This window comes from Sessilibacter sp. MAH3 (assembly GCF_054658275.1).
The window spans coordinates 12,395-30,091 of record NZ_BAAGIE010000030.1; the positions used below are offsets into that span (position 1 = coordinate 12,395).

Here is a 17,697-nt window from a genome sequence, read left to right on the forward strand (position 1 = left end):
CAATTTCAAGAGCGACAAGCAATTGAAATTGTAAAGAAATTGTAAATCCAATTTTCAATTTCTGTCCTCCGATAAATCACGGATGAATAAATCGGAGGTTCTTATAGTTAACTGAATTATTTATTGTTGTTTGGATTGTTAGTTGAATGTCATCTCGTGAAATTTTTTTAACGCTTGGGGTTTTGTTAGCCTATTGGATTGTGCGTAAAAATCTGCGCAAAATTGTCGAGAGAATTGGAAAAGAAAAAAATATTCCCACTAAGCGCGTTCGTTACGTAAACGCCACCTTACAAATTCTATTTGCATTGATAGTGGCAATCGCTTTGTGCGTTATTGTTGGCTATGGCTACAGTGATATTAGCGTATTTTTAGGTTCAGCGTTCGCGGTTATTGGCGTTGCTTTGTTTGCCCAATGGTCGATACTGAGTAACGTGACCTCCAGTGTTATTGTCTTCTTTTTCTTTCCGTATCGAGTTGGCGATTTTATTGAAATTCTCGACGGCGATAATTCATTTGGGGGTGAGGTGTACGAAATTACCTTATTTCACGTCATCTTAAAAACACCAGAAAATGATTTGTATACGTATCCAAATGCCATGGTCTTTCAGCGGGCTGTTAAAATTTTGAATAAAAAAGGCCGACCTCCCGCCACTCAGGAGATGAATCATGACTCAAGTTCTTGAAGGAAAGTTTATTATTGGCGCCTTAGAGGTTTGTAATCTGCCGGAGCTTTCAATTTACGATTTACAGGTCCGAATAGATACAGGTGCGAAAACATCGTCATTACATGTAGATAATCTGCGCCGTTTTACCAAATCAGGACGACCTTGGGTTCGGTTTGATATTCATCCAGATATGTACAATGTTGAGACAGTTGTTGAGTGCGAAGCAAAAATTTCCGACATTAGAAACATTAAGTCATCTAATGGCGTGGCGGAAGAACGCTACGTAATTAGAACTTTAATGGAAATGGGTCAACACAGCTGGCCCATTGAACTCACCTTGACGAATCGCTCTGACATGACCTTTCTGATGTTATTGGGTCGTGAAGGGATGGGCAAACAAGTACTGGTTGATCCTTCAGAAACTTTTGTATTAACTACAGAAACCTAACCTGTGCTGCTATCGACTAATAGCCGTTAACTGCACAAATGAATCAGCTTTTGGCTACTATCTGGAGCGTCGGCTGGTTCATGGGTTACCAAAATGCTGGGTAGATTAGCAGCCGTTAGCTGTTGAAATAAAAACTCTTTCATATTTATGCGCCGTTGGCCTTCAAAAATTGAGAAAGGCTCATCCAACAAAACAGCTTGAGGTTTAGCGAGTAAAACCTTAAGTAATGCCACTTTGAACTTTTGTTCTTTCGATAAACTTTCTGGGCCGAATCGTCTTACCTTATCTAATTTGAACGCCTCTAGCGCTTGCCAAATAATTTCATTGGAATTTTTTTCAGCTTTGCTCATATTAACCTTTAAGTTGCCTTCTACGGATAAGTAAGGGAACAACAAAGGGCAGCGGTACAAGCAACCTAAACGACGTTTATGTGGAGCGAGTTGAGCGATGTTGGCGTGGTTTAAAAATATCCCACCCGTCGCGGCAAAATCGTTGGGAAGAAATCCGGCAATAAACGCAAGCAATGCAGACTTACCGCAGTTTTGATCGCCGACAATCGTTAGTACTTCCGAATTTTTTATAGTCTCATCGACAAAAACAATTTTTCTGGTGTTGTGGCTAATACTGATATTGTCGAGTTTTAACTGATTTTGGTTGCGATAAGACATAGATAACTCGGCGCAAAAAGTTAAAAATAAAAAAGTGTGCTAAAAAATTATTAAAATACGGTTGTTCTATGGATAATTTTAGACCTGTATCTATAAATCACCCATTTTACCGCTTTAATTTATTAAAACTTTACCTTTGCACAATTGTATCCAACGGCGCGGTTAAATTACGTCTAGAAAAGGGTGTCATATTTATGCGCTAACATAAGACCATTGATTATAGGAAACTCTGATTAACCAGAGTTTCTCGCGACACAAGGATGTGTCGCCAATTTCAAGAACGGTAAGTGATTGAAATTGTGAAGAAATTGGAAATCGCATTGTCAATTTCTGTCCTCTGATTAAATCATGGATGAGTTAATCAGAGGTTCCTATAGGAATCTCTGAACATGGTTTTGTAGAGGTATTTTGTGAGTAGCAGTTGCAAATGTGAATTCAGATTTTTATATAATTTCAACGAGTTATCGTATTGGAAGCGAGTGCTGGTACCAGTGTTATTGAACATTCTCGCCTAATTTTGGTGTCTAAAAGCCGCGTTGAAGAAACTGACAATACTCAGCGCAAAACGCGAGTGAATGACTGTTTGGTTAAGAATCGGACATTATATGGTAAATATTTCTTTGTCGTATCACGCTCATAAACATTATTCAGATAGAGCCGGTTGGTTAAGAGCGGCGGTTCTTGGCGCAAATGACGGTATTGTTTCAACCGCCAGTTTTATTATTGGTGTCCATGCCAGTGGCGCGACCCAAGAGACTATTTTATTAGCCGGATTTTTAACGCTTATCGCCGGAGCCGTGTCTATGGCCGCGGGGGAATTTGTTTCTGTAAGTTCGCAAGCCGATATTGAACAGGCTGATTTACAGATGGAAAGTGAATCTCTCGCGAAAAATACTGAGTTAGAACTCAAAGAACTTACTGAAATATATTGTGCCCGAGGATTAAAACCCGAATTAGCCAAGGAGGTTGCGCTGCAACTTACCGAGCACAATGCTTTAGAAGCACACGCCAGGGATGAAATTGGCATAACCGAAACAACGAAAGCTAATCCATTAATGGCGGCATTTTCTTCGGCTGCGGCATTTGTTTTAGGTTCTATTTTGCCGTTGATTTCTGCGTGGATAGTGCCGATAGACTTTATTACCTGGGTAACAGCATTATCATCTTTATTAACGTTGGGATCACTCGGGGCGTTATCGGCGTATTTAGGCGGTGCAAAAATGCTAAAGGCAACAATACGCGTGGTTATTTGGGGGTGTTTGGCAATGTTGATTACAGGTTTTGTTGGTTCGTTAATTGAAATTCCTGTTATTTAATAATCAACGACTTTTTAGAACGAATAACAATTTAGAACGAATAACAATTTAGAGCAAATAACAATTTTTAAATAAATAAGGCAGTTATTGAGTAAAAATTTCTAATGCTAATTGTGTTTGCTTAGATAGAATTTTGAATGGCATCGTTTGCATTACTTTATTAGAAACTGTAAGTAGTATAAAGTTTTCAGCGATACAAGGGTGTATCGCCAATTCCAAGAATAGTAAATGATTGAAGCTGTGAAGAAATTGGAAATCTTATTGTCAATTTCTGTCCTCTGATTAAATCATGCAGGAGTTAATCAGAGGTTCTTATTGTATTACAGCTGGGTGCTGCGATATTTGGGAAATGTCGAAATTAATTGGCTGCGGTTGAAAAATCTTGCGCGAGACCTTGCTGAAATCAATTGATGATCAGCGTTGCGCCAAAGTTTGTTGATCCAATAAATTGGCGTAGAGCTTGGTAATTTCATCCATATTTTTGAGCATAATATCGGTAGTTCCGGTGATTACAAATACTAATCTTTCGCCTTTCAGGTGCATATCGCCTTCAAAACCACGCGTGGCATATTCTAGGTGGCCTTCGGTTTTTTTAATTTTTCGCGTGATTTCATCGCTATTAAAGCGGTTATTTTTTAAATATTTTAAAGTGAGTTCATACTCATTAAGATCGGCCTGTAAATTTTCTAAACCCTGCTCAGAAACACCCCAGTAATAGGCTAGATAATTCTTGGCAATACGCTGAGACAGCATTCGTTGACGGCCCGATAGATTTACAATTTCGGCGCCGGATTGACCCGAAATTTTCTCTAAATTACCCACGTAATGATGAGCTGCTTGCAGTAGATCATCACTTTTTTGATAGAGCAGGGCGGCGGCCTCTTTACTAATTTCACCCTCAGCAATTAACTTAAATTCACGCCATAAATTTCGCACCGCAAATAAATCAGTTTTAATGGCATCTGCTTCAGAAAGTGATTCCAATGTATCGAGATTTTCTTGAAACTCCAAAGTACAACGTTGCAGTTGTTCTTTGTAACGCGCTTGATCGGGCTGAATACCAGAAAGAATAAAATACTGGGTAATACGTTGCGACAACATCCTTTGTCTTCCCGCAATGTTAATCGCGTCCCCCATGGTTATCGCGAAGATATCTTGGGCAAAAAACATCAAAATGAAAACGAGAAGAGTTTTCTTCATTAAGTTGCTCCTAAATTAAATGAAAAGAGTACGGAAACTAATCGAAGAGTTAGGTTTTGTACTTAATGGGTGCAGCACAATTTGAACCAATTTTATTTGGTGCGTTGATAAATATGAAAATAACGTAAAAATGACATAGATTTAATCATTTTTATGTTTTATGCATTAATTATGTGCGTATATTTTGGCAATTTAATTAGTATTATTGTTCAATATTGGGTCATAAACGTATTTATTTTTGAAAAATGACTTCCGGTGGGGCGAAACAGGGTCTTGATTAGTCTCTTATTAATGTAGTTCGATTTTTATTAGTCTTAGATAATGTACCTAAGTTAATCGATTAGGGTTTCTGTTAATCGAGTAGCGTTTCTATAGGGGATAATGATTAATTTATTTATGATTTCATCAGAGTCGAAAGTTGACTGGTGATTTCCACTTTCTCACAATTTCAACCACTTACCATTCTTACATTTGGTGATAAACCTCTAGTGTCGCTTGAAGCTCTGGGTTGATCAAAGTTTCTTATAATTCAACACTCGTAAAATTGTCTTGCGGTTCTTAGGTTATTTACATTAGAAGTTGTGAGCCAACGAATCGTAATCGCTAATTTGTCGCAGTAAGAGTGTTACACTCTGTTAATCGATAGTTTTAGAGAAACTCCGATTGAAAAGAAGTTTTTGGTGAAGCAAGGATGTTCCAACAATGATCTTGATTGGGATGTAAAGTAATTGAAATCAATTTTTTCTATTGTCTGGTGAATTCAGGATGGATTAGTCAGATGTTAGTGAATTGTACTGGCGTAGTTTTCGAGTTGAAGGAGTTGAAATGGCAACAGGTCTATTAGCGTTGTTGGATGATATCGCCACTATTTTGGATGATGTTGCTTTAATGACTAAGGTGGCTGCCAAAAAAACCGCAGGTGTTTTGGGCGATGATTTGGCACTTAATGCCGAGCAGGTCACTGGGGTTCGTGCCGATAGAGAGTTGCCGGTGGTTTGGGCAGTTGCACTGGGATCATTAAAAAACAAATGTATATTGGTTCCCGCGGCACTATTGATCAGTGCTTTTATACCGTGGCTAATTATTCCTTTATTAATGTTAGGTGGCGCTTTTTTATGTTTCGAAGGCTTTGAGAAATTAGTGCATAAATTCACCAAAGACGACGAGCACAAAAAGGAGGTTTTAACAGCACTTCATGATCCTAACATCAGTTTGGAAGAATTTGAAAAAGATAAAATTAAAGGTGCAATTCGTACTGATTTTATTTTATCCGCAGAAATCGTAGTAATTACTTTGGGAACTGTTCAAGAATCTTCTCTTGCTATACAAATAGGTGTTGTTGCGGGTATCGCTTTGGTGATGACCATCGGTGTCTACGGTGTTGTTGCTGGTATTGTTAAATTAGACGATTTAGGCTTATTTTTAATTAAAAAGGCTGATCAGACTAGCTCGGAGTTTTCGTTTAAACGATCTGTTGGTAAAGCTATTTTGGCGATTTGCCCTTATATTTTAAAAACATTAACCATTGTTGGTACAGCTGCGATGTTTTTGGTGGGTGGCGGCATCTTGTTGCACGGATTACCCATTTCCCATGAATTAATTCATTGGATTGATGAAATGTTTCATGGCGTTTACGCGGCGAGTTTTTGGAGTGGTTTAGCACACGTGCTCATTAATGCAGTTACCGGAATTGTTGCTGGTGCAGTTATTTTGTTGGTTGTTAATATGATCAACCGTAAAAAGTCATTAGCTCATTGAGTCAGATTTAACTGCATAACGGTAATTTAGTTTTGGGTTTTATATTTAACGCATTAAATCAATAATTACAGAGAGCTCTGGTTTAATTGCAGTTTCTTGTAGTTAAACAGATCTGCTCAAATAATTTGTTTTATTGGTTGAAAATAGGGTAATAGCACGGATTTTCAAATTCTATTATTGTAAGCTTGAAGAAAGAATACAGACTTTTTAGTAACCTCTGACTAACTCCTTCATGAATTAATCGGAGGTGCCTATTGTTGAACTATTTTCATTACAAAGTAAGGAGATTTCAATGGCTGATACAGAGAAGGTATCTGGCAGTTGTTTGTGTGGTGCAGTGTCTATTGAAGCGCCTTCTGCGGCTAAGGTAGTCGGTGTTTGTCATTGCAGCATGTGCAGAACCTGGGGCGGTGGCCCTTATCTTGCGGTAGATTGCCAAAGTGATGTGGTTATTGACGGTAAAGAAAACATTACTGCCTATAACTCTTCGCAGTGGGCTGATCGCGCATTTTGTTCAAAATGCGGAACGCATCTGTATTACTACTTGAAACCAAAAGATCAGTATATGATGACCGCCGGCTTTTTAAATCTATCGGATGATGCAGTCATGGCAGCGCAAATTTTTATTGATGAAAAGCCAAATTATTACTGCTTTGCCGAAGATACTCCTAAGTTCACCGGTGAAGAATTTATGAAGATGATGGTTGGCGAATAAAATCTTGATTGTTCCGTTTCTAAAAAGCACCTTTTGAAGGTGCTTTTTTATGTGTATGATTTTTCAGAACCTATATTCGGTTAGAAATTTAGGCGAGAAGAAATTTTTCAGGCTATAAAAACCGCAAAAAGTTAAATGCCTGTGATTGAAAAGTTTGTAATTAAAAAGAAATGTATTTGACTGCCACAGAATCTACCAGCCAAACATTGTTTTCAGATAAATAAAATTCAATTCCATCTTGTCTCATTGCTTTAGTATTAATGACTAAAACCTGTGGTTTTCCGTATCTTTGGCCGACATTAATTGCCGTATTTTTGTCACTGGATAGGTGTACATGTTGTCGATTTTTCTTGATAAGTCCTTGTTGTTTAATGCTATCGACAAATCGTTCGGTAGTGCCGTGGTAGAGAATTTCAGGCGGCTCTTTGGCGGCCAAACCTAATTCAATGGCAATTGAATGGCCTTGGCTTGCACGAATTTTGGTATGATCATCATTTAATGCAAAGCGTTTTTTATCGTTACGTTCGACAACCAATAAAATTAGCTCTTTTGTGAGAGTAAGATGTTTGGTATTGGCAATAATATCGTCGATGTTCGCCCATCCGTTGGCATCGAGCGTGAGGTTTATTTTTTGGGGATTGTGTCTGAGGATTAAGCTTAAAAATTTGGATATTTTTATAATGTGTTTTTCATTCATGGCAAAATGATAGCGTTTATTGCGTATCTTGCAATCAAAATTTTGAGTTTGTTTGCTTAATCTTGAGTTTCCAGCGATGCAGGGATGTGTCGCCAATTTCAAGAACTGTAAGTGATTAAAATTGTGAAGAAATTGTAAGTCGTATTTTCAATGAAATAAAAAACCACCCAGTTGAGGGTGGTTTTTAAGGCTTTTCTAGATTTAGATTTCGAATTATTCAAAACGAGTCGCAAAGCGCAAACCAAATTCGCTAGGGTCGTTACTTAAAATTCGCAATACATAATCACCGGTATTTAAGCGAGCGTTGTCGTAGCGTTCGTCGGTAATGTTGCGTCCGTACAGCGATAAGCTCCACTTATCATCGGGCGAATGATACGCAATATTGGCGTTGATCAATTCGCGGCTATCAATTCTGGTAAATCGACCTGGGTCGTCGGTAGGTTCACCAAACATTTCATCGCGGTAAGAGTAGTCAACACGTGCGGAAATTAAGCCGCCATTGCCAAGAGTCCAGTTGTATTCAGGCCCAATGGAGAAGGTGACATCGGGTGTTAATGGTGCTTCGGGTTTAACACCGTTTTGCTCATCTACGTCTACGTCAATTAAACCGAGACTTGCCTGAATTGAAAACGCGTCGGTTAGGCTAATTGTGGTTTCCCACTCAAAACCTACCGAGGTTTGTTCAACAATTAAATTAGTTGTTGCAAAACCTTGGCCGGTGGTGGTGCTTACTTGATAAGGCAAGTCTTCGTATTCGGTGTAGAACACCGCAGCGCTCATTAACACACCGGGAAGAAGCTGACCTTTGATACCGATTTCGTAGTTGATTGCGGTAATGTTGTCACTGGCGAAGAAGCAGTTGGCGTCGCCGAATAAACAGAATGGGCGGGCGGGGAACTGACCCGATTGATAACCGTTTTGAATGGCACCGTAAATGCTGTTGCCGTTTTCGAAGGTGTAGGTTGCAGAGATATCCCAGCTAACTTCGTCAAAGTCAGCGTCACCGGTAAATAAACCAATGCCAACATCGGTTTCGGCTTCTTTGTCGTCTTCAGTGTAGCGCAAGCCTACGGCAACGCGGAATTGTTCGGTAATATCAAAGCCTACGTTGGCGAATATGGCGGTACTTTCCACTTCTTGGCCGATAAAGAAAAATCCCGGGCCAGAGCCGTTAAAGAAGGTGTTGGTTTGGGTGTTAGATCCTTCTTCTTCGAAGTAATAAAGACCAGAGACAAAATCCCAATTCCCAAAATCACCGTTTAATTGGAACTCGATAGAGATTTGGTCGGCATCGCCGCGCTCAGGGAAAGCCAAAAAGTTTTCGGCAAGACTGTCGTCGTCTAAACCCGCGGAATATTCAGACTCACGCTGGCTGGCAATAACGCGCGAAGATAAGGTCTCGCTCCAGTCCCAATCAACCGTTAACGAAATGCCGCTGGCTTCGTTGGTTACCACGGTTTGATCGGCTTGCGTTGTTGCGTTATCGAAAGGGTCGGGTGCTTGGTCTGAATTTCTGAAACCGGCTTGGTAAAGCGCGCCCGTAGGAATTTCATCGATGAGCGTGTCGTAGGGACGTAAACCGCCTTCACCGTCGTTGGCGTCTGCGGCAATCACTAAGCGAAACGAATCGGAGGGTTCGTATTTGAGCGCAACTCGTGAGAAGGTTTCTTCGTTTTCACCGACATCGTAGCGAGCGTTGGGCAGGTTGGTGAACTCACCAATACCACCGCGACGTTTAAATCCGCCGGTAATACTGAAGGCCACCGTGTCTGATAAATTTAAATCTGCGTAAAAATCACCGTTTAAACGGTCGCGAGTACCTGCTTCAACCGAGGCCGTCGCGCCGGGATCGGAACCTGGATCTTTAGTGATGATGTTAATGGCGCCACCAATGGAGTTACGTCCGTACAGTGTGCCCTGCGGGCCGCGCAACACTTCAATGCGTTCGATGTTGGTAAGGTTCCAGTTTTGTCCTACTTGGCGACCCAGATAAACACCATCGACATAAACGCTTACACCGGGATCGGTGGTGATTAAGTGATCTTGTAAGCCGATGCCGCGAATGAATGGGTTGGAAGAGGAGTTGTGACCGGCGGAGAACTGAGTAATGTTGAGGTTGGGAACAAATTTACCAATATCGACGATATCTAAAATACCTTGCTCGGCGAGCTTATCGCCATCAAAAGCAGAGATCGCGATAGGCACTTCGTAAATACTTTGCTCACGCTTGGTGGCGGTAACGGTAATTTCTTCGAGTACTTTTTCGTTAGATTGTGCGAAAGCGGTGTTGCTCGCCAGCGCCGTGGTAATTATTCCTATCATTACGCATAATTTTTTGCGCATTTAAACCCCCTAAAATTATTAAAAATCAAAACTGCTTATGTGGTTTTTTTGTCGCCTGTGAGTATCAGCTCGCGCACAGTCATCAAAGTGGTTCAATGTTGTCTAGACGACGAATAAATTCGTTAAACCTCAGCTGTTTAAATCAGCAGTAGAGTCTGTTTAAAGTTCGTATATCACTCAAAAAACTGCTCGCTTCTCGGGTGTTTGGTCAGCTTTTAAAGTTGGATAATGGTGAAAAGAAACTGTTAATGAATATGTGAATGAGTTAGTCAAAGCTTCCCGAAATAGTTTTGAATAACTCGGCTCGCTTTAACGTCTTATGTGTTCGGTTCGTAGAGCGAGTTCGAGCGCTCAGATCATCACGTTCACTTAACAATTGTATTTGCTTGATTAAGAGTAAAGGTTGATCTTGAATGGATGTATTATGCTCAACCAGACAACGAATGATCCGATACACACCTCACATTTAGTGCCGTGGTAGAAGAATTTTACCGTTTGATGTGTGTGGTTTTCAGGGTGCCGTTTTGAGAACAGGTGGTGATGTCTTAGAGCTTTCGTATCGCCGTAGGCTCGGTGTAATATTCTCAAGGTAATGATTTGGTGCTTACGGCTATTCAATAAACCATGAATGGCTAGATAAAGCCCACGACTCACGCCTCAATAAATTTGGCGGTTCAGATTAAGGTTAATAATGAACATAGAACAATTAAAACAAGCAGCCAAAGATGTTGCTGCTAAAACCTATTCGCCCTACAGTAACTTTCCAGTAGCGGCCGCGTATTACGATGAAAATGGCGATCTGTTTACTGGTGTAAACGTCGAAAACGTTTCTTACGGATTAACCATTTGCGCAGAGCGTAACGCTATTTGCTCGGCGGTAACCAAAGGTTCGCGTACGATCCATACTTTGGTTATTTACACGCCAACACCAACACCAACTCCGCCCTGTGGCGCTTGCCGTCAGTTTATAAAAGAATTCTCTGAAAATGCGCGAATCATTTCAATTTGTGATTCTGATCAAGTGACTGACACAACAATCGATAAATTATTGCCGGGTTCATTCACACTCTAAGCGTTTAAAACCTCTAATTTAAACAGGGGTTTTACCGCAGTAGCTCGATACTGGTCGATGTACCGAGTGAGTTAACTTTTCCGGTGTATTTTTACATTTACAGTAAGGTTTTTAGTATGTCAGAACTTCGTCAGGTCCCAAAACTCAGCCTTGCGCAATACAGTCAAGCAACCGGCCCCGCTGAGAAAACCGCGTTCGCCACGGCTTTGTATCAGGCGCTTTCTGAGTATGGATTTGTGGTTATCAGCGATCACGGTATTTCGCAAGATACCTTTAATAAAGCGTACTCTCTTACGCAGTCGTTATTTAATTTACCGTTGCAGAGCAAATCGAATTACGAGACCGGTTCTGGCCAGCGTGGTTATATCAGTTTCGGAAAAGAAAAAGCGGCAGGTAACGATTTCCCCGATTTAAAAGAATACTGGCATGTTGGCCCTGAGCTTGATGACACAAGCCCGTATATTAATGAATATCCAAAAAATGTTTGGCCAGAGGAGATTCCCGAATTTAAGCCGTTCTTCTCGGAGTTATATCATTCGTTAGAAGATGTGGCAAAAACCTTGTTTGTTGCCTTGGCGCAAGCCATGAACTTGGACGACAATTTCTTTGTAGACATGATTACCGATGGCAATTCCATTCAGCGTTTGATTCATTATCCCGCGCTCGATGGCTTAAACGTTGGCAGCAGTATTCGTGCGGCAGCCCATGGCGATATTAATTTAATGACCTTGCTGATTGGTGCTACCGATTCCGGTTTAGAATTATTGGATCGCAATGGCGAATGGCTGGCAGTAGAAAATCAAGAAGGTGACTTGGTTATCGATACCGGCGATATGATGGCTCGCCTCACCAATAATCAATTACCGGCAACGATCCACCGCGTAGTTAACCCAAGTGATATGAGTAAGCCGCGTTATTCTATACCGTTTTTTGTTCATCCAAGAAACAGCGTAATGTTGGAATGCTTGGATCAATTCCAAGGCGAAGGTAAGCAGTTTGCGCCTATTTCTGCGGGTGATTTTTTGCAGCAGCGCTTGCGTGAAAATGGTTTCTAGTGAACATAAGAAACTCTGATTAAATCATGTATGAGTTAATCAGAGGCTCTTAGAGTTTGTCATTAAACCCTTTGAGATTTAATGATTCTTGAATACTAAAAAGCCCTTAAGTTATTTCCTTAAGGGCTTTTTTATAAGCTACGATACTACTTTTTTACATCGTAATTTGGGTAGTGGTGCGCGTGATAGGCAATGTCTTAGCTATTTGCTTGTTCTGAAAAAGACGGTAAATTTTTCTCTTGAGCAGAAATTTCTCTGGCGACGTCTTCTACGAAATCAATCATACCGGCCAAAATGGCGCTATTGTATTCTTCACCGCTGTTTCGCAATTCCACTTCAGCAGCTTTCATATCCATTAATGCTGACTTAGACGCTTGCATTAGATCGTTAATGTGAGAAATCTTTTTCATCGCAATTTGTTTGGCATCGTTGGTTGCATCCGGCTTCATGGCGTCGGCAACAACTGCTCGCACTTCTCGAATACTGTCGTCGTAATCGTTAATAGCATCAAAAGAGCGTTTTACGATAGCGTTTAATTTAATAACCGTTTCGCGGGTAAACGCGGGTTTAAAATCTTCTGGTAATAGTTCAACAATTTCTTTTTTAGCGACTGTGCTTTGCAGTTCTTCGGCAGAAACTGTATTGCCGATAAAGGTAGATGCTACTAAGGCTAAAATAAAGAGTCGTAAATATTTCATAGTTCAAAACCTTTGTGTTCTGGTATTCCCTGTGTACCTATGTGTATGAATAACGAGTTTATAAATAGCTCGTTTATAAATAACTCTGATATTTCTGTAGAGCAATGTCTTTGCAACTTGATGCAAAATTAAGAGGAATCACTAAATGTAAAAAGGCGTTCTAAAAAATTATTCCTTTAATTAATCAGAGCGCCAGCTGTTGAACGTGCATCTTTGCCAGCTCAATACACATTCAACAACTTTTAGGAGTTTATGTTAGCAACACATCCTGTGTTGTAAGGGATGCTAACTAAACTTAAGTTTTTAACGCTATTAAACCGAAATTACCATTTTGGTTTAAATGCATCGATATCGTTCAACAAGTAACGACCAATAGCGGTACCTTGACCTTGACCAGCGATATCGTCAAAGCTCCAGTGAACACCGTTGTATACACGGCTGATACCATTTTGTTCTTGGGCATCGGTTAGACGCTCAAAACGAACTGGTACGAATGGACGTGGAACGTCTGGGTGGAATGGGTCGAAACCTAAACCGTTGTATTCGTCAGAAACGAAAGTAAATGGAGTGTCATCGCCTAACAAATCACGAAGAATTTCGAAGGTTACACCACCGAATGCAGCGTGACCACTTGGGTAAGCTGGGAATGGAGGAGTAGGACGAACAGGCTCTTCAGTGTTAATTACAGAAACACCAACTGGGTCCCAAGTAATGTCTTTAACTGTGCCTGGGTTCAAGTCTTCACTGCGAATACCAGTAACTGGACGCCACAAGTTGTAGAAGAATTTACTATCCCATGCAGCAATACCAACATCAGCCATACCGATGTTAACCATTGCAAGAGTACGTGCAAGTTCTAGAGGATCAGTAAGACCTTCTGCTTTAGCGATTTGGATTGCGATTTGGTTGTAAATACGTGGTGGTACACCGATTAAAGGTACGCCATCGTAACCCCAGTAGTTACCAATGAAACGAGTTTCGTCGTTACCAGTGCTAACGGTATTAGTATTGGTAGGAGCACCACCAATAGCTGCAACGCCTGCATAAGCTTCTGCGTATTCTTCACCGTCTAGTGCTGGAGGTGGAGCAATACGGAATTGATCGCCAGCTGCCATGAAGAATGGCTTAACGTTACCCCAGTAAGCACCTAGAGCAAGGTTAAATTCACCCGCAGTTGGAGGAGTGTTTGGATCTGGTTGCCATTCACCGATGTTACGAGTGCCGCCGTTTACTTTAGTACCGAAATAAGTAACGTTTGCGCCACCGGCTACACGTCCGCCTTCACCGAAGTCTGCTTCTGCACGGCCAGAACGGTCACCAGCACGAAGGTCGCGCATTGCTTTAAATGCAGCAATACCTACGTCTTTACCTGCTTTATAGCTAGCTTGGTCGGTGAATGATTTAATACGAGTAATTTCTTCGTCGCGAATTTCTTTTAAACGCACTTCTTGAGCTGGGTACAAACGCTTAAGAGTACGGAATGCTGCGAAAGCAACTGCTGCATGAGGAGATGCGTTTGCAGGAGCAACTAGATCAGTTGCAGCGTATGGGTTGTATTCGTCTTCAATTGCGTTTAATGCATCAAAAACAGCAACTTGTACCATGGCTAATGCGCGGCTGGTGCGAGTTGGGCCACCTTGGTTAGCAGGAGCTGGTTCGTCTTGAGAAGGCGGAGTGTGGTCAAGAGCTACGGTGTCTAGTGCAACGTTGTGCCAGAATTTAACGCGCTCAGATAGGTTATCGACAGAAGAGTAGAAATCGTCATAACCAACTGCTTGCAAGCGCCATAGGTTACCAGCTTGGATGGTAGACTTACTTAGTTTACCGATGTAACCAACAGATTGAGATTTTGATTGACTGCCGGTAGCAGACTCTTCTGCGAATACAGAGCTAGCGGCCATACCCAAAGACGATGCGATTAAAATCGCTGATAGTTTTTTCATCTTCATCATAATTCTTCCCTTATTTAGATAGATGATTAAGTAGATTTACAACACCGTTACTTTAAATCTCGCGTAACTTGGTGAGGTTTTATTAGCCTAGTCAGAAATGCTAAATCAGTAGCTTATTTTAAAAATCGTTAATTAATTAAAATTAATTAAAGGCAATTAATAAAATAGTGTTGCGTGTTTAAGTCGGTTAACGCAACGGGGAGAATCCTACCATGGGAAATAAATAAAACTAGACTGATTAAAATTTCAAAAATATTTATTTTTTTAATAGATAAAAAATATGTATGGAATTTATTTTGAGAAGGTTAAAAATAAATTACGAATGCAAATAAATGTGAATTTAATTCGGCCGCGTCCGATCATATTTTTATAGAGTTTTTGCCGGAAAACACGAGGTTTATTAATTATTTTACATTTTGAACGATTCGACTTTGTTCGTCTTTAGTAAATTATAATCAATAAAACTTTACATTTAGGAAATCAGAACTGATTAACATTTTTTGTTTTGACGAGCAAAAAAAACAATAACACATGCTCTTTTTCGAGATTTAAATGGCAAAAAAAGTTCATGCGCCAATAAAAAATAAAATGCGGCGGACATTTTTTTTGCTATTTCTTTTAAAAAGCTATCAGTGTGATAGTGTTTTTATCTCACAAATAAAAAATAACAGTTAGAATTATTGAATTGTAAAAAACAAAGTAATTATCTGGAGTTTTGAGTTACGGTATTTTTAATACCTATAGGAGCCTCTGAAGGAGCCTCTGATTAACTCATCCATGATTTAATCAGAGGACAGAAATTGAAAATGTGATTTCCAATTTCTTCACAATTTCAATCACTTACCGTTCTTGAAATTGGCGACACATCCTTGTGTCGCGAGAAACTCTAGGGTAATCAGAGTTTCCTATAACGCTTTTAATATTCCATACATTGGTAACCAACGACGTTAACGGCGTATTTATTGAAAAAAAAGTAATAAGAGAATCTAGTTTTTATAATAAGAGTAGACTCTGATTCGATTAGCGTTGCAGATTTTTATGGGCGCTGCGGATTTATATGAGAGTAGTGGATTTTTATGGCAGCAGTGGAATAGTAGGCTTTCCGAAAACTATTTTCTGTAATCTCAAATCTGATTCGTGTCTTTCGATAAAACCCTCCATATATACGTACAGCTGATTTAATCGGTGTTTCCTTTAAAGAGTAATAGCTCCGCTAAGCTCTGCACATTTGAGGTATCTAACAGATTAAAACCCTTATGTTGTATTTAGGATTGTCTCAGTCGCGTTGGTACGACTGTCTTTTGTGTGGGATTCTTTTTTTAACAAAGAGCAGTCTTTGGTGAATAGATTTTTGTTGGTTCACCTTTGTTATTGTTTGACCGTTCGTTTTAGTGTGTCGTTTATTTTCTCAAAAGGCGTTGCCTTTAGGTTTTCACTTCCGATTTTCAGATCAATTTTCTATTTAAGAGCTTTTAAGGCGCGCTTACTCTCGCTGTAATTCGTTGTAATAGACGTGAGCTTTCGTTTGTCTATTCTCTATCAATTAAGAGTAGGAGACCTCTGATTAATCTAGAGTTTTCGTTAATAGAAGCTTATGGGTTTTAAATTTCATATTGGTAAGCGTAGGAAGACGAGCTTTATTTTTGATTTATCTACTTTAGAAAAATTAAGAAAACCATGGGAACCACTGATTCACTCATCTTTGATGTAATCAGTGGGCAGAACATGTATGAGCGTCGCACAAATCAAAGTGCAGAGGTTTTTTGTTTATATTGGATTTTAAGAATATCAACGCCGAATTTCTAAAAGTTGTGTCGCGAATAAACGCATCTGAACATCAAGATTTTTGCAAACCATTAATAGCGCCGTTTTTGTAGTGTTTGGCTTACAGAATTTGCTGAAACCTATTTTTGTAAACGGCATTTCACACATCGTGATCAGGGGTTTTAAACTATGCCATTACAAGCTCCGTTTAATTTTGATTTTACCGCCGGCGATTTATTGTATGGTTTGTCGCCTATGCGTAATCGATTGGTTATTCGCCTTGGTGTACAGATCGCTGAGGCGCAGGTACCTGCTACGGTTGATCAGTATCGTAAAGGTATGATGGGGCAGCAAAGTAAGACCGTGCGCAGAGATTGGAAGAATTTTTTGCGGGAGAACGAGCGGCACCCTCGGTACGCACGTTACATGAACCACATTCGCAGCTTTGATAACGATGAAGAAGCCTTTGCGCAGATCGCCAGCTCTGTTAAGGCGAATGACGCTTGGCGTGCTAAATCCAAATTTGGAATGGAGTGGACGATCCGTAACGGACGCGGTCACATTCATTTCATTCTCGATGGAATCGACATGGGTGCTGTGGTCACGAAAACACATTGTTACCAAGATGATCAGCAAAATATCTTGGCCCAAGATTTACCTCGGGGCAAAGCGCGTCGAGGTGTCGACAAGGAACGAACGATTACGCATTCGGAGTTGCGCTGGATTTACCGAAATCGCGGCAATCCACAAGTCCAAAATCGCGTTCAATTTTGGCGAACTAATCGAAACGATAATGTAGTTCCCTGTCAGGCGCCTTGGGACAATGTTGTTGAAGACGTAACCATGCCTTCGGGTAAAATTATTAAATGGAGAAATGCGTGGTTGTTGTATAAGCCCACACGTGAGCCCGTGGTTTTCTAGCGCACATGTTACGCTTCTTTAAATAGGCCTTAGCGAAGTTGAGTTGGTAAGATCGACGATATCTGTATGGCGATATCTCTATGTTGGGGAAAAAACCGAAGCATGTTGGGGAAAACTGAAGCGTCAGATTAACGCCTCTGTGATTTTATCTGATGACCGAAATCAGAACTCAAAAAACGCGATGTCTAATGTCGCTATGACAACTTTCGCCATAACAACTTTCGCCATAACAACTTTCGCCATAACAACTTTCGCCATAACAACTTTCGCCATAACAACAATCACTGATCATCTTTGAAGTCTGAGATGCTTGTTCGAGTTGTTGGAAACTCCAAGTTAATCAGAGTTTCCATTATTTGTGTTCCAGAGGCTGTTATTCAGATCCACAGACAGCAACTAAATTAATCAGTGGCTGAAAGTGCAAC

14 protein-coding genes are annotated in these 17,697 nt (G+C 40.4%); 8 read left to right on the plus strand and 6 right to left on the minus strand.

What is annotated here, in order from left to right; translation table 11 throughout:
• Nucleotides 1-146 precede the first annotated feature (146 nt).
• Nucleotides 147-683, plus strand: coding sequence for a mechanosensitive ion channel domain-containing protein (locus ACYQ2C_RS15540; RefSeq protein ID WP_460047685.1), 537 nt, complete (start codon nucleotides 147-149; stop codon nucleotides 681-683).
• Entirely contained in the window at nucleotides 667-1,113 is a 447-nt protein-coding gene (locus tag ACYQ2C_RS15545; protein ID WP_460047687.1) for an ATP-dependent zinc protease family protein, read from the plus strand. The genes ACYQ2C_RS15540 and ACYQ2C_RS15545 overlap by 17 nt, the downstream gene beginning before the upstream one ends.
• 26 nt (nucleotides 1,114-1,139) lie before the next feature.
• Here ACYQ2C_RS15545 and ACYQ2C_RS15550 read toward each other — a convergent pair whose 3' ends face one another.
• Nucleotides 1,140-1,781, minus strand: a complete 642-nt coding sequence (locus tag ACYQ2C_RS15550; protein WP_460104036.1) for an ATP-binding cassette domain-containing protein — start codon at nucleotides 1,779-1,781, stop codon at nucleotides 1,140-1,142.
• Nucleotides 1,782-2,386: 605 nt separating this feature from the next.
• Here ACYQ2C_RS15550 and ACYQ2C_RS15555 point away from each other — a divergent pair.
• Nucleotides 2,387-3,097 (plus strand): VIT1/CCC1 transporter family protein, encoded by a 711-nt coding sequence (locus tag ACYQ2C_RS15555; RefSeq protein ID WP_460104035.1) that lies wholly within the window; start codon nucleotides 2,387-2,389, stop codon nucleotides 3,095-3,097.
• Nucleotides 3,098-3,511: 414 nt separating this feature from the next.
• Here the strand turns inward: ACYQ2C_RS15555 and ACYQ2C_RS15560 are convergent, their stop codons facing one another.
• The gene (locus ACYQ2C_RS15560) at nucleotides 3,512-4,297 is read right to left on the minus strand and encodes a type IV pili methyl-accepting chemotaxis transducer N-terminal domain-containing protein (RefSeq protein WP_460047692.1); all 786 of its coding nucleotides are present in this window, start codon (nucleotides 4,295-4,297) and stop codon (nucleotides 3,512-3,514) included.
• An 825-nt stretch (nucleotides 4,298-5,122) separates the two neighbouring features.
• Between ACYQ2C_RS15560 and ACYQ2C_RS15565 the strand changes: the two genes are divergently transcribed.
• Together ACYQ2C_RS15565 and ACYQ2C_RS15570 are read left to right on the plus strand one after the other, a co-directional pair.
• On the plus strand, nucleotides 5,123-6,055 hold the full coding sequence (locus tag ACYQ2C_RS15565) for a DUF808 domain-containing protein (RefSeq protein WP_460047694.1): 933 nt from the start codon (nucleotides 5,123-5,125) through the stop codon (nucleotides 6,053-6,055).
• Between the two features lie 292 nt (nucleotides 6,056-6,347).
• The gene (locus ACYQ2C_RS15570) at nucleotides 6,348-6,770 is read left to right on the plus strand and encodes a GFA family protein (RefSeq protein WP_460104034.1); all 423 of its coding nucleotides are present in this window, start codon (nucleotides 6,348-6,350) and stop codon (nucleotides 6,768-6,770) included.
• Nucleotides 6,771-6,930: 160 nt separating this feature from the next.
• Here ACYQ2C_RS15570 and ACYQ2C_RS15575 read toward each other — a convergent pair whose 3' ends face one another.
• Entirely contained in the window at nucleotides 6,931-7,467 is a 537-nt protein-coding gene (locus ACYQ2C_RS15575; RefSeq protein WP_460104033.1) for an RNA 2'-phosphotransferase, read from the minus strand.
• Between the two features lie 213 nt (nucleotides 7,468-7,680).
• On the minus strand, nucleotides 7,681-9,810 hold the full coding sequence (locus tag ACYQ2C_RS15580; protein WP_460104032.1) for a TonB-dependent receptor: 2,130 nt from the start codon (nucleotides 9,808-9,810) through the stop codon (nucleotides 7,681-7,683).
• 691 nt (nucleotides 9,811-10,501) lie between these two features.
• On the opposite strand from ACYQ2C_RS15580, the gene cdd reads away from it, so the two are divergent.
• Together cdd and ACYQ2C_RS15590 are read left to right on the plus strand one after the other, a co-directional pair.
• A complete protein-coding gene (gene cdd / locus ACYQ2C_RS15585; protein WP_460104031.1) occupies nucleotides 10,502-10,882 on the plus strand; it encodes a cytidine deaminase in 381 nt (126 codons plus the stop codon).
• 116 nt (nucleotides 10,883-10,998) lie between these two features.
• Nucleotides 10,999-11,937: an isopenicillin N synthase family dioxygenase gene (locus tag ACYQ2C_RS15590; RefSeq protein WP_460104030.1), complete on the plus strand. Its 939-nt coding sequence runs from the start codon at nucleotides 10,999-11,001 to the stop codon at nucleotides 11,935-11,937.
• A 197-nt stretch (nucleotides 11,938-12,134) separates the two neighbouring features.
• On the opposite strand, the gene ACYQ2C_RS15595 is transcribed toward ACYQ2C_RS15590, so the two are convergent.
• Nucleotides 12,135-12,635, minus strand: a complete 501-nt coding sequence (locus tag ACYQ2C_RS15595; RefSeq protein WP_460104029.1) for a hypothetical protein — start codon at nucleotides 12,633-12,635, stop codon at nucleotides 12,135-12,137.
• Nucleotides 12,636-12,958: 323 nt separating this feature from the next.
• Nucleotides 12,959-14,578, minus strand: coding sequence for a vanadium-dependent haloperoxidase (locus ACYQ2C_RS15600; RefSeq protein ID WP_460104028.1), 1,620 nt, complete (start codon nucleotides 14,576-14,578; stop codon nucleotides 12,959-12,961).
• Nucleotides 14,579-16,540: 1,962 nt separating this feature from the next.
• Here ACYQ2C_RS15600 and ACYQ2C_RS15605 point away from each other — a divergent pair.
• Nucleotides 16,541-17,272, plus strand: coding sequence for a hypothetical protein (locus tag ACYQ2C_RS15605; RefSeq protein ID WP_460104027.1), 732 nt, complete (start codon nucleotides 16,541-16,543; stop codon nucleotides 17,270-17,272).
• Nucleotides 17,273-17,697 lie beyond the last annotated feature (425 nt).

Bases quoted from the DNA above. Each gene is read 5' to 3' on its own strand.
- ACYQ2C_RS15540 (WP_460047685.1), top strand. From the start codon at position 147: ATGTCATCTCGTGAAATTTTTTTAACGCTTGGGGTTTTGTTAGCCTAT.
- ACYQ2C_RS15545 (WP_460047687.1), top strand. From the start codon at position 667: ATGACTCAAGTTCTTGAAGGAAAGTTTATTATTGGCGCCTTAGAGGTT.
- ACYQ2C_RS15550 (WP_460104036.1), bottom strand. From the start codon at position 1,781: ATGTCTTATCGCAACCAAAATCAGTTAAAACTCGACAATATCAGTATT.
- ACYQ2C_RS15555 (WP_460104035.1), top strand. From the start codon at position 2,387: ATGGTAAATATTTCTTTGTCGTATCACGCTCATAAACATTATTCAGAT.
- ACYQ2C_RS15560 (WP_460047692.1), bottom strand. From the start codon at position 4,297: ATGAAGAAAACTCTTCTCGTTTTCATTTTGATGTTTTTTGCCCAAGAT.
- ACYQ2C_RS15565 (WP_460047694.1), top strand. From the start codon at position 5,123: ATGGCAACAGGTCTATTAGCGTTGTTGGATGATATCGCCACTATTTTG.
- ACYQ2C_RS15570 (WP_460104034.1), top strand. From the start codon at position 6,348: ATGGCTGATACAGAGAAGGTATCTGGCAGTTGTTTGTGTGGTGCAGTG.
- ACYQ2C_RS15575 (WP_460104033.1), bottom strand. From the start codon at position 7,467: ATGAATGAAAAACACATTATAAAAATATCCAAATTTTTAAGCTTAATC.
- ACYQ2C_RS15580 (WP_460104032.1), bottom strand. From the start codon at position 9,810: ATGCGCAAAAAATTATGCGTAATGATAGGAATAATTACCACGGCGCTG.
- cdd (WP_460104031.1), top strand. From the start codon at position 10,502: ATGAACATAGAACAATTAAAACAAGCAGCCAAAGATGTTGCTGCTAAA.
- ACYQ2C_RS15590 (WP_460104030.1), top strand. From the start codon at position 10,999: ATGTCAGAACTTCGTCAGGTCCCAAAACTCAGCCTTGCGCAATACAGT.
- ACYQ2C_RS15595 (WP_460104029.1), bottom strand. From the start codon at position 12,635: ATGAAATATTTACGACTCTTTATTTTAGCCTTAGTAGCATCTACCTTT.
- ACYQ2C_RS15600 (WP_460104028.1), bottom strand. From the start codon at position 14,578: ATGAAAAAACTATCAGCGATTTTAATCGCATCGTCTTTGGGTATGGCC.
- ACYQ2C_RS15605 (WP_460104027.1), top strand. From the start codon at position 16,541: ATGCCATTACAAGCTCCGTTTAATTTTGATTTTACCGCCGGCGATTTA.